This window comes from Zhongshania sp. (assembly GCF_041584495.1).
In the GTDB taxonomy this organism is placed as follows: Bacteria; Pseudomonadota; Gammaproteobacteria; order Pseudomonadales; family Spongiibacteraceae; genus Spongiibacter.
This window is the reverse complement of sequence record NZ_JBFHDY010000046.1, coordinates 16,509-27,133: the sequence shown is the minus strand read 5'-3', so window position 1 is coordinate 27,133 and position 10,625 is coordinate 16,509. Positions and strand designations below refer to the sequence as shown.

The following is a 10,625-nucleotide window of genomic DNA, read 5'->3' as shown; positions in this document are numbered from 1 at the left end:
TTGAATCTTCATAATGTTCACCTTTAATAATTTAAAAATAGTTAAGCGTTAATTTAATGGTTTGGCGAAATTCGTAGATCTCTACCAGACCGTTTCTGAATTTCTGATTAATAGATTGCAGGTGACGTGCCAGACTGAAGATAATCGCAATAATTTATTTTTTATTTTTATAAAACAACAACTTGATTAAAAATAGACCTTTGCCCGCTGAAATTCAGCGCGGCACCAGAACAAGGAAATTAGCGCCTAAACCAATGTGGTTTTCATTTTGCAACGCGGTTTTAGTAAAATTAATGGCATTGCTTTTTAAAGATCAAAAAAAAGGGCCAAGCATTTAGCTTGGCCCTTCGAGTAAGGCAACAACAATGATCACCTTCTTACGTTATAGCCTCGACCATCGGCTAGCGCGCGACAGCTCTCATGCTCGGTGAGACCGATCAACCGTGCCGACGGTGCTTGGAAGTCTGGCCGCTGCTCTATGGACATCAAATACAAACTACAGGCGCCTTTCCAATCTTTACGCGCCTCGCGAATCAAGCCTTGGTGATAGGAGAGACGCCAGCCCGGCGCACCTAATCTACCTGCCGCACTCAGTGCCTTAGCGGCTTCGTCGTATTTGCCTTCTATATAATAGGTTGAGGCCAATGCTTCGCGCAGCTCAAAGTTTGATGGGCTGATAATAATCTGCTTTTGCAGCACCGCTCTAGCGCGCGCGGTATTACCCTCTTCCAACGCAATTTTAGTCCGTAATATCGCGGCTTCAGGGTGTGGACCTCGATCAGCCAACAACTGGTCTAGGGTAAATTGTGCCTTGTCTGGGCGTCCAGCCTGATATTGCATGGTGGCATTAGCCATCATAATCCGCGGATGGTTCGGAAACTCAATACCCAGGCGCTCCACTTCACGCTGAATCCGTTCACAATCTGTGGTCGCACTATAGGCATTCCATAATTCATTGCAGGAATTACCGAAGTCGTCTGTTTTTTCATACATCGCCAACATTTGGTTTAAGCGAGTATCTGGATCAGGGTGCGCATCACGGTGCTGATCCATCGACACGCAGCCCGTCATAATAAACGCGGTGGCAAGCAACAAAGTGCGTACGCTGTTGTTAAGTAATGTCATTTTATTTCTCCCGTCCATTGCTGTAGTTGCGCGTTCCTTTAGGCGGCACAACTAGGCTACGCAGTAACAATTCGGTATTTGCAGGGAATTGCCACAGGGCCACTTCATGTTTTGGTTCACGAACAATCGTGGGGGTAACCACAATAATGAGTTCGCGATCACTGTCATTTTTGCTCGATGATTTAGCCAAGTTGCCAAGCACTGGCACGCTACTCAAACCCGGTGTGTGGCTTTCATTATCTGATACGTCGCGGCTTACCAAGCCACCGATAATCAAAGGCTGACCGTCAATCAAGCGAGTAGAGGTATTAATTGTCCGCACATTAAAGGCGGTACTATTCAGCGTTGATCCCGTGCTGCCAGCAATATCCTGAGTCAACTTGGTATCAGGCATAGAGATGGTGGGGCGCAAATCTAAGGTTATTTTGTCGTTTTCGCCCACCATGGCACGCACCTCTAGCTCAACACCAAAGGATTTAAAATCGGTACCGCTAAACACACCGGCGGCATTACTGCCCACGCTGTCGTCACCCGACAAACCTGAGGGAGCAAAGGCACGGGGCACTGGCACTTCGCCACCGGCGCGGAAGGTTGCGGTTTCACCGGCAAGCACAGTCAAGGTTGGACGTGACAAGGTCCGTGAAATACCCTCTTCTTCTAAGAGTGAGAATAAAAGGTCGAAGGCCATATCACTGCCACCTACCTGGATATTACCGAGTAAGGTGCCGCCCAAAACCTGCAGCGCCGTTTCTACTTGAGATGCGCCATTGGCTCGCTGCGAAGCGCCATTTAAACCAAATACCGTACTGTTGTCGTAGCCATTGCTGACCGCGGTCAAATCTGGACGCCAGCTTTTAAGACGACTGCGACTAATTTCATGCATTTGTACCGAGACGCGTACCTGAGGCAAGTCGCGGACGTCGATCATTGACAAGATTCGACCACCGCCAACCGAAACCAAGGTTGAGCGACCAATATTCTTACTCAATTCATTACCAAGGCCACCGCCGCCACCCAAACTATTGCCACCACTTTGACTATTACCGCCGCCAAAGCTATTGCTACCACGACTACTCCGGCCGCCAGTTATGCCACCAGACTCATTGGTAATTGCACGCATATCACTCTCAGCGTCTTGCCCAGTAAATAAGCGGGAGGCAATATTCAAAACCCGAGTGAGTACAACTTGATTCTCAACAGAACCGGCAAGGATAAGGGTATCTTCTGAGTTATCTTGCAGGTCTCCGCGCTGAATCCGGCGAATAGTCACGTCTTCACCACCGATACCCGCGATAGCGCTTTTCAGCTTTTCAGTTATATTTAAGGGTAGAGTTTCAACTTGAATTAAGTTAATTACCGTTGCGCCACCGCGAATGGCATTGCGTGGCGACTTATTCGCCGCAGACTGCACACGGAAATTAGAATCTTGAACCGCTGCACCCAAGCCAGAAGATTGCATTAGCACGTCGACGTTACCGCGGCTGCCGCCTAAACCCACATCTAAATAATTACGTGCTGCGCTTTCAGCCGCCATCCGAAAATCTACAGTGGGCACTTTGCCGCGCAAAACTAAGGCTGCACGGTCTGGCGCCAACTGGATGCGAATATTGCGATGGATATCGCTCAAGGCACTGCGAAGTACCGAAAGATCTTCTACGACACTAAACAGGAAGGTTTCGCTGCTACCATCGGTATACCAAACCATAATACTGGTTCGACCTACTTTTTTAGCCAGTGCCAAAACTTCGTTAGCACCAAGTACCTCAACCTGCATCGTGGACTCTTGGCCAACCGCTACTCGCTTCAATGTCTTTTCAAACACTAGACGAGAATGAGTCCACTGCACTAGCTCGCGAGTGCGGGCAGACTGACGACCGTCTGCGGTTTCAACAAACTTCAGTCCGTTTTCAGGCAGCGCACTGACTGGCGCGGCCACTGCAAGTAGCAGTGCAATAACAATTGCATTCCACTTAAACTTCATTCCCTTATCCTCCAAATTACCCTGTGGTGGTTGATTGTTGTCACAAGGTAAAAACCGATGAGACTTCTTGGTCGCTCTCAATTTATAGTTCAATTTTTGTCACTTAACTGAGCAAACGAGATGTAATTCACTTAAAAAACCGGTTCTGCACATTTTTTGGCGGTAATGAAATCGCCGTTAATCTGATAACCCGTGGGACAGCCCTCAGTGCTTACGCTGCTACCTCGGGGGGTTTTGGGGCACAAGTCACCAAAATTTAAAACACCGTCGCCATCACTATCTAAATAAGCATTCGCTGCCCCATACTCAGACTGCTGACCAAAGCTGTAATGAACGTCACTGTGATTAACGGCATGAAACTCACTACACCCGGTAATTAAACCCACTAATACTATTGCTACTATTTTCATCGCTCTCTACCTGTATCGCTTGAACCGACGCCATGCCAGCAAGCTTTAATTTGATACAAGGTTATTTGCAGAAAACGAGCCATTATTCCCAAACTGCGAATAAGTAATATTTTTTCTTATATTTCAACATCTTAAAAAATTCAGCACGGCTAAGCGGGAAATACCAAATAATAATAGACGGTCAATTTGGCGTTAACTCGCAAAAGTATTCGCAATTTGCAATTCAAGATGGCGGTCGCAGGGATGTCGGTTAAGCAGGCGACGCCAATATCTACCTTACAGGCACTACAACACACATATCTAGCTGATTTTATTATTATTTGCGAACACAGTATTTAATACACAGATAGGGCCACTAACAAAATAGACGCTCGTCATTAATGTACGCACCTACACAGTAGGCGTCGAGTCTCCTGCTCACAAGCGACAAGTAAGTCCGCCTCCCCAACCGCCTCATAATGGCGAGACAGCATTTGCAGAGATATCTCAATATTCCGATGCAATGGCAATTCAGCTCCTTGCGCGCTGCGTAAAATAGCCAATAGGCGATGATGTACCTCTAATAAACAGTGCCGCTGCAACTGCGTTTCGCCGCAGTGACGTAAGCACTCCGCTAAAAAATGCCCCGACAACATAAAGCGATCAAAACAAGGGAGGTCCGGTGTCCACGCGCGCTTAAGCAATAAGTCACTCAATTCATAGCTAGGGCCTAAATACCTCAGGGCCACCAACCATTCTTTATTGCTGAAGGCCTCCCGGCCGGCCTCCATCCATTCATCCCAGCGGATCTCCGCGACCGCCTGATTGCGCAGCAGTTGCTGACGGTGAGACTCACATAAAAATCGCATTGCCATCATCACTCTCCATTAATCGATCAAGCTTAAGTATAAATGATAATCATTATCATTTATACAGCTAAATGCAAGCCGAGTGAAAACGTCAGGCGGGCGGTAAAGTCCTAGCCGTCAGCTGCGAAGTAAGCAGCGAGGACGATTTGGCCAAGCTGGTACATAGCAGCCTCGAGCAGTTTGGCAAAATCAGTATCTTGATCAATAACACCGGGGCGCCTACCCAAACGATCCATTAAAAACTGATACTAAAGCGCTTAATCGCGACTTTAATTTTTAATGTAGACAGTGCGTTCACGGCTACCGAGCTTTGTCAACCGTCACTTTTGGCCAGCAGAGGCAATGTTATTAACATTACCTCTGCAGTAGCACGCTATTGCCAAACCGGTTTCAGCAGTTATGACACCACCAAAGCTGCACTGACGCAAATGGCAAAACTGCTAGCAGCCGGTTTTACTCCCCATGCTCGCGTCAATGCTGTCGCCCGGGGCACCATAACTCACCGAGGCCCTGGGCCAATTTCTCAATACCGAGATACAAGGGAAAATGACTGCCCTTACGCCGCTAAAAAGCCTAGAACAACCACAAGATATTGCTGCTGCAGCCCTGCCCCTAGCGTCTCCCGCCGCACGTTGGGCAAGCGGTAAAATAATTGAAGTAGATGGTGGTGCCGAGCCAACAACCGGGCCCTTTTAAACTGAGTGCAACAAGAATATGGCAGTTATCCCCAGACTGATTCGCGGCATGGCCATTGTGGTAGGGTTCCCGTCCATGTTTATAATTAGCGCTGTATTCACTAGATATCAACTGGGGATGTATGGACTCTAAAGAAATTCAGCTGCTTATTGAAGAATACGGCCCCGACGCTGCGGCAATAGGCTTACAGATTGCTGGTGCCTTGGCCATGATCCTCATTGGCTATTGGATAGCCAAATTTGTATCAAGCGTTATTAAAGCCGCTATGACAAAGCGCAGCATTGACTTAACCCTGACCAATTTTATTGGCAAACTGGTTTTTTTCATACTCTTTGCTCTGGGCGCCATTCCAGCTTTAGCTCACGCTGGAATTCAAACCGCCTCAGTTATTGCTGCACTGGGTGCCGCTGGCCTGGCCGTTGGTTTAGCCCTGCAGGGTTCTCTGGCGAACTTTGCCGCAGGCGTGCTGCTTATCGCCTTTCGGCCTTGTAAAGTGGGCGACTGGGTCGATGCCGGCGGTTGTTCCGGCACCGTTGAAAGTATCAGTTTGTTCTCTACTATTTTGCTCACCGGCGATTACAAGCGAATAGTGATTCCCAACTCAAAAGTAATGTCAGGCGCGATTACTAACTACAGCGTGATGCCCCGGCGCCGTATCGATCTCGTTGTGGGTATCTCTTATGACGCCGATATGCGTTTAGCCAAGGAAATTCTGCAGAAACTGGTTGACGCGGACGCCCGTATTCTTAAAGACCCCGCGGCCACAATTGTCGTGTCGGAGTTAGGCGATTCGTCGGTAAATCTGCTGTGCCGGCCGTGGGTGGCCACTGCTGATTACTGGCCCACACGCTGGAAACTAGTAGAAGATCTCAAAAATGCGTTTGACACTGCTGGCATCGGCATTCCCTACCCACAGATGGATGTTCACTTCCACAAAGAATCTTAACTTTACATTTCAAGTAAGGACAACAATGACCAATATAAAGACAAGCAAGGTGGCCGCACTGGCTGCCTTGTTGCTAGGCACTAGTACAGTATTTGCTCAGACCAAGCAGCCAGACCAAACAGACCACTGGAACGGTGATGTCGAATTCGGCTACTTCCAGCTCGAGGGTAATAGTAAAGAGTCGAGCGTTATCGCTAAGACCGACGCCAAGCGAGTCAACGGCCAGTGGACCTACGATATTGCTGCCGAGGCACAAAATAGCGAAGCAGCTGGCGTGCGTTCAGCAGAAAAATATGCGCTGAGCAACCGACTGGCCTATGACTTCAGTGAGTTTAATTATAGTTTTGGCTATGCCTCGGCCACCAAAGACCGCTTTAGCGGCTATGTGTATCAGGCAACCATCGCCGGTGGTTACGGTAGACGACTGTTAAAAACCCCTAAAATGACGTGGGACACAGAAATCGGTCCTGGTTTCAGGATAAGTGAATTTGAAAATGGCAGTGCCGCGGGTGACGGACAAGTTTCCGAAGCCATTTTACACCTGTCCACCGAATTTAAAGCCGCCGTATCGGAAACCGCCACCTTTGTACAAAAACTGAGTGCAGAAGCAGGAGACGAGAATACCGTCACCAAATCCGTAACCTCATTAAAGACAAAAATCGTCGGCGGACTGGGCCTCAAGCTCAGCTATACCCTAACCTACAACGAAACCGTGCCTACCGGCACTGTGCACATGGATCGCGAAACAGCAGTCACTCTGGTCTATAACTTCTAAACGCTATAGCGCGGCGGCGCCGCGCTTTTCACGCTGTTATGCACGCTCCCGCTCCAACGCCGCTTTATTAAGTACCCGCAACTTCCCGTAACTCAATTCGATAACGCCGTCCGTTTCCAGACGCTTTAACTCTCGACTTATGGCCTGACGAGACACCCCCAGCATTTTTGCTAAATCTTCCTGAGGCAAATGCACGTCAATTAGGTGGCCACCGCCGCCATCATCAACGCCATAAAAAGTTAGCAGCTCTAAAATTCGCTTCGTCAAGCGCTCGGTCAGGGAAAACAACGCAGCGCCTTCAACGTAACTTAATGCCAATCGCAGTTTGCGGCAGAGCATGGGAACAAAATGTTGGTACAGTTCAGGGCGTGCTCTCAGCAGCGAATCGAATTTTTCGCGGGGCAAAAATAGCGCCGCGCACGCCCCCACCGCGAATGCATCGTGACTGCGTGGCAGGCCATCTAGCAGAGAAATTTCACCTATCCAATCACCCGGCTCAACCAACATAACCAGTAATTCTTTGCCTTCCTTACTGGTATTACTCAAGCGCACTCGTCCCTGAATTACGCCAAATAAGCCGCCCCCCTCATCGCCCTGACTATACAGGCACTCGCCGTCGGCAAGCGTTCGCACCGTGCTCACCACCATCAGCTGCTCAACAACATCGGATGGCAAACCCGCCAGCAGTGGGTTAGCTCTGAGTATTTTCCGTTTATCAATCACCTACATATTTCCTCACCAATAAGCCCCCAATGAACTTAAATGCATCAACACTGTCGCCTAGTTGACAGATTTACTTCGTCAAACAGCGTCAAAATGCGCTATAGCTTAGATCAGCCTTAACAAAAACCGAGGATGAATAACAATGACAATATCACTAAAGGATCAGGTTTCCGAAACAGAATGGCAATTACGAGTCGACCTTGCCGCCGCCTATCGCCTCGTGGCCATGTTCGGTTGGGACGACCTTGTGTTCACCCACATCTCTGCGCGTATTCCCGGCCCGGAGCACCACTTTTTGATCAATCCCTACGGCATGATGTTCGAGGAGATCACCGCGTCGTCGCTGGTTAAAATTGACCTCAATGGCGAAAAGGTAGTCCACTCTCCCTACCCCGTAAATCCCGCTGGTTTCACGATTCACAGCGCCATTCACCAAGCCCGGGAAGACGCCCAGTGCGTTATGCACACCCATTCATTAAACGGCGTAGCGATATCGGCCCAGCGCGATGGAATTTTGCCCCTATCGCAGCAAGCTACTTTGGTATTGGCGAGCCTTGGCTATCATGACTATGAGGGCATTGCCCTCAATGAAGAGGAAAAGCCGAGGTTGGTTGCCGATCTAGCTGACAACACCTTTTTAATGTTGCGTAATCATGGCTTACTTACCGTCGGCGCCAATCCTGCCGACGCATTTTTATCGATGTATATTTTTGAAGCCACCTGCATGATTCAGGTAAAGGCATTGGCGGGTAATCGCGATTTAATTCCTATCGACCCAACCATTGTCGACGGCGTTAAGGAAGCGGCCAAAATCGCCACTGGTGGTTTGTTTGGCGGAATCGCCTGGCCAGGACTGCGACGTAAACTTGACCGCCAAAATCCCGGCTATGCCGAATAATAAACGCAACAACGGGAGCATCTCATGCCTACTGACACAAACGACTTAAAGACCTTCACCAGCTTTGCTGAATTTTATCCCTACTATTTGGCTGAGCACAGCAACAAAACCTCCCGCCGTCTGCACCTTATCGGCAGCCTATTGGCGCTGTTGGTACTGTGCACTGCGCTATTTAATCAACAGTGGGCCTTGCTGTGGCTGCTCCCCGTTATCGGCTATGGCTTTGCGTGGGTCGGCCATTTTTTCTTTGAAAAAAATAAACCCGCCACTTTTAAGCACCCGCTATACAGTTTTATTGGCGACTGGGTGATGGCAAAAGACCTTTTGCTCGGCCGCATACCGCTTTAGTCCCAAGGACTTAACTTCGATATTGCCGGAAAAATATACTATGATGTGGCGCTAAAACGGAAAAACCACCCCAAGATCTCAAAACAGGGGAATAATAATGATCCGAATAAATGCCACCAGATATTTTTCCTGGCTATTGAGTTGCTGGGCTTGCATCACGCCTCTTAGCGGCTTTGCGAATATTGATGATTTTCAAGACCGCTATTTTGCCGAAGTCGACGGCAGCATCTGGGCCTTACACATTGATGCCAGCCATACCTTTCAACACCGAGTTACCGCAAAATTGCAGATGGGTAATACCAGAGAGCGCTATTTATTAATAGGCAGTATTCGTGGTGACCGCATTACAGGCAGTTACCAAAAGCCTATAGGCATTAGTCACTCGTCTGAGGAACGGCGCTTTGAATTACGTCGCATGGATAAAAACCAAGTAGCGCTTAGCTTAAGCAACGGCCTTGGAAAAAATTTCAGCAAAATTACAATGAGCGCAGACAATCACAAGAACCCGATTGATACCGCTATTCTGGGTACGTGGTATTCCGTTGCCGAGCCCGGCGCCAGCGTCAGTAATCCCTATCTTGGCGAGGAGTGGGCTATTCGCTTTGGTGCGAATGGCAAACTCTGTGAATCCCTTTATCTCGTCGACACGCGCACCCAAAAAAACCACCAAGACCCCTGTTCTCAACCAACATCACACCGCTGGAAGGCAGTCGACGGTAAGATTTATACTACCGTAGGTGAGGACTGGCAATTGCATTTTAACTACCGCCTAATGGGTGGACGCTTAGTAGTTAGCTACCCCGGCGGTAAGCGCCGCGTAGCCAACTTAGCAGAGTAAACGCACCTCATGCCTGGCTAATTAGCGCCCACAATTCTGGGCCGCTGAAGTCGCGCCGCCCGCCCTCTTCGGCGCTGTGTATCAAGGCCTTCAAACGCGCATTGGCTGGTGCGGTAAGACCATGATTCAGCGCCAAGCTTAAGACTTCGCCGTTAAGCCATTCAACTTCCGTCTTACGACCCCGTTCCAGATCTTCCCACATAGATGAGCGCGCCATTGGGTCTATTGCTAACATAGGCTGGGCCAGCCGCGTAAACAAAAAATCCGGTAGCGCGAGAATAAAGGGGAGCACCGACGCAGGAACAGCAGTTAAGCGTTGCAAGGGTATCTCTGCCGCGGTAATTGCGGCTAAGGCCTCGCTTTGTAATAAGCCGAGACAACGCCGATACGCCCGTTGCGACAACTCGGCTTTTAGCGGCAAACCCGACAGGGCATTAATGGGATTATTTAGATTTAACAATAACTTTGACCACAGCACCGAACGCATATCAGCTTGGGTTTCAAAGGGCGTCCCGCTAACAGCCAATCGCGTGCCAAGCTCAGCCACTTCAGCGGCGGCTTCTACCATCACCGCACCCTCTGTACCTGCGTGAAAACAACCCTTGCCCATCTGCAGTACATTAAACGCAATCATGCCGGCCAACACCTTGGAATTTGGCAAGGCTTGACGCAGTATCGCCGCATTGGCGACGCCATTTTGCAGACTAATAATAATGGTATTACGCCCCATCACCGGCGCCAATTGTTCAGCTACCGCAGCAGTATCACCCGATTTAACCGTAACAATAACGACATCTTGCTCCGGCAAAGCGCTTAGTTCAGTATAAAAACGCACTTTTTGCGCATCGACCGAATACTTGAGACCACGAAGATCACTGATATGTAAGCCGTGTTCGGCGAGCTCGTCTGCCATACGCGGACGACCCAACAAACAGACCTCCGCACCACCCATTTGTAGGGCCGCGCCAATATAGCAGCCAATACTACCCGCCCCAACTATACCTATGCGCAATGCCATTTCAGCCTCATTTGTGCAC

The 10,625-nt window shown here is 49.2% G+C and carries 11 protein-coding genes and 1 pseudogene; 6 read left to right on the top strand and 6 right to left on the bottom strand.

From position 1 onward, the window contains the following. Nucleotides 1-369 precede the first annotated feature (369 nt). The 4 genes from ABYP33_RS09580 to ABYP33_RS09565 form a co-directional block, all read right to left on the bottom strand. Nucleotides 370-1,125: a M48 family metallopeptidase gene (locus ABYP33_RS09580; RefSeq protein WP_008248515.1), complete on the bottom strand. Its 756-nt coding sequence runs from the start codon at nt 1,123-1,125 to the stop codon at nt 370-372. A 1-nt stretch (nt 1,126) separates the two neighbouring features. After that, nucleotides 1,127-3,106 (bottom strand): pilus assembly protein N-terminal domain-containing protein, encoded by a 1,980-nt coding sequence (locus ABYP33_RS09575; RefSeq protein ID WP_373090606.1) that lies wholly within the window; start codon nt 3,104-3,106, stop codon nt 1,127-1,129. Nucleotides 3,107-3,237: 131 nt separating this feature from the next. After that, nucleotides 3,238-3,516, bottom strand: a complete 279-nt coding sequence (locus ABYP33_RS09570) for a hypothetical protein (protein ID WP_373090605.1) — start codon at nt 3,514-3,516, stop codon at nt 3,238-3,240. 377 nt (nt 3,517-3,893) lie between these two features. After that, on the bottom strand, nt 3,894-4,373 hold the full coding sequence (locus tag ABYP33_RS09565; RefSeq protein ID WP_373090604.1) for a hypothetical protein: 480 nt from the start codon (nt 4,371-4,373) through the stop codon (nt 3,894-3,896). Nucleotides 4,374-4,510: 137 nt separating this feature from the next. On the opposite strand from ABYP33_RS09565, the pseudogene ABYP33_RS09560 reads away from it, so the two are divergent. From ABYP33_RS09560 to ABYP33_RS09550, 3 genes and pseudogenes are all read left to right on the top strand, one after another. After that, nucleotides 4,511-5,060, top strand: a pseudogene (locus ABYP33_RS09560) (SDR family oxidoreductase). Between the two features lie 121 nt (nt 5,061-5,181). After that, nucleotides 5,182-6,006: a mechanosensitive ion channel family protein gene (locus ABYP33_RS09555; RefSeq protein WP_373090603.1), complete on the top strand. Its 825-nt coding sequence runs from the start codon at nt 5,182-5,184 to the stop codon at nt 6,004-6,006. 25 nt (nt 6,007-6,031) lie between these two features. Beyond that, complete coding sequence (locus tag ABYP33_RS09550; protein WP_373090602.1) at nt 6,032-6,781, top strand: YdiY family protein; 750 nt, start codon at nt 6,032-6,034, stop codon at nt 6,779-6,781. A 36-nt stretch (nt 6,782-6,817) separates the two neighbouring features. On the opposite strand, the gene ABYP33_RS09545 is transcribed toward ABYP33_RS09550, so the two are convergent. Continuing rightward, nucleotides 6,818-7,504, bottom strand: coding sequence for a Crp/Fnr family transcriptional regulator (locus ABYP33_RS09545; RefSeq protein WP_373090600.1), 687 nt, complete (start codon nt 7,502-7,504; stop codon nt 6,818-6,820). Between the two features lie 142 nt (nt 7,505-7,646). Here ABYP33_RS09545 and ABYP33_RS09540 point away from each other — a divergent pair, with 142 nt between their 5' ends. The 3 genes from ABYP33_RS09540 (at nt 7,647) to ABYP33_RS09530 (ending at nt 9,588) form a co-directional block, all read left to right on the top strand. Further along, a complete protein-coding gene (locus ABYP33_RS09540; protein ID WP_373090599.1) occupies nt 7,647-8,402 on the top strand; it encodes a class II aldolase/adducin family protein in 756 nt (251 codons plus the stop codon). Nucleotides 8,403-8,426: 24 nt separating this feature from the next. Beyond that, on the top strand, nt 8,427-8,750 hold the full coding sequence (locus tag ABYP33_RS09535; protein WP_373090597.1) for an Mpo1-like protein: 324 nt from the start codon (nt 8,427-8,429) through the stop codon (nt 8,748-8,750). A gap of 97 nt (nt 8,751-8,847) precedes the next feature. Further along, the gene (locus tag ABYP33_RS09530; protein WP_373090596.1) at nt 8,848-9,588 is read left to right on the top strand and encodes a hypothetical protein; all 741 of its coding nucleotides are present in this window, start codon (nt 8,848-8,850) and stop codon (nt 9,586-9,588) included. A 7-nt stretch (nt 9,589-9,595) separates the two neighbouring features. On the opposite strand, the gene ABYP33_RS09525 is transcribed toward ABYP33_RS09530, so the two are convergent. After that, nucleotides 9,596-10,606: a 2-dehydropantoate 2-reductase gene (locus ABYP33_RS09525; RefSeq protein ID WP_373090595.1), complete on the bottom strand. Its 1,011-nt coding sequence runs from the start codon at nt 10,604-10,606 to the stop codon at nt 9,596-9,598. Nucleotides 10,607-10,625: the final 19 nt, after the last annotated feature.

Coding starts and splice junctions, on each gene's coding strand:
- ABYP33_RS09580 (WP_008248515.1), bottom strand. CDS start 1,125: ATGACATTACTTAACAACAGCGTACGCACTTTGTTGCTTGCCACCGCG.
- ABYP33_RS09575 (WP_373090606.1), bottom strand. CDS start 3,106: ATGAAGTTTAAGTGGAATGCAATTGTTATTGCACTGCTACTTGCAGTG.
- ABYP33_RS09570 (WP_373090605.1), bottom strand. CDS start 3,516: ATGAAAATAGTAGCAATAGTATTAGTGGGTTTAATTACCGGGTGTAGT.
- ABYP33_RS09565 (WP_373090604.1), bottom strand. CDS start 4,373: ATGATGGCAATGCGATTTTTATGTGAGTCTCACCGTCAGCAACTGCTG.
- ABYP33_RS09555 (WP_373090603.1), top strand. CDS start 5,182: ATGGACTCTAAAGAAATTCAGCTGCTTATTGAAGAATACGGCCCCGAC.
- ABYP33_RS09550 (WP_373090602.1), top strand. CDS start 6,032: ATGACCAATATAAAGACAAGCAAGGTGGCCGCACTGGCTGCCTTGTTG.
- ABYP33_RS09540 (WP_373090599.1), top strand. CDS start 7,647: ATGACAATATCACTAAAGGATCAGGTTTCCGAAACAGAATGGCAATTA.
- ABYP33_RS09535 (WP_373090597.1), top strand. CDS start 8,427: ATGCCTACTGACACAAACGACTTAAAGACCTTCACCAGCTTTGCTGAA.
- ABYP33_RS09530 (WP_373090596.1), top strand. CDS start 8,848: ATGATCCGAATAAATGCCACCAGATATTTTTCCTGGCTATTGAGTTGC.
- ABYP33_RS09525 (WP_373090595.1), bottom strand. CDS start 10,606: ATGGCATTGCGCATAGGTATAGTTGGGGCGGGTAGTATTGGCTGCTAT.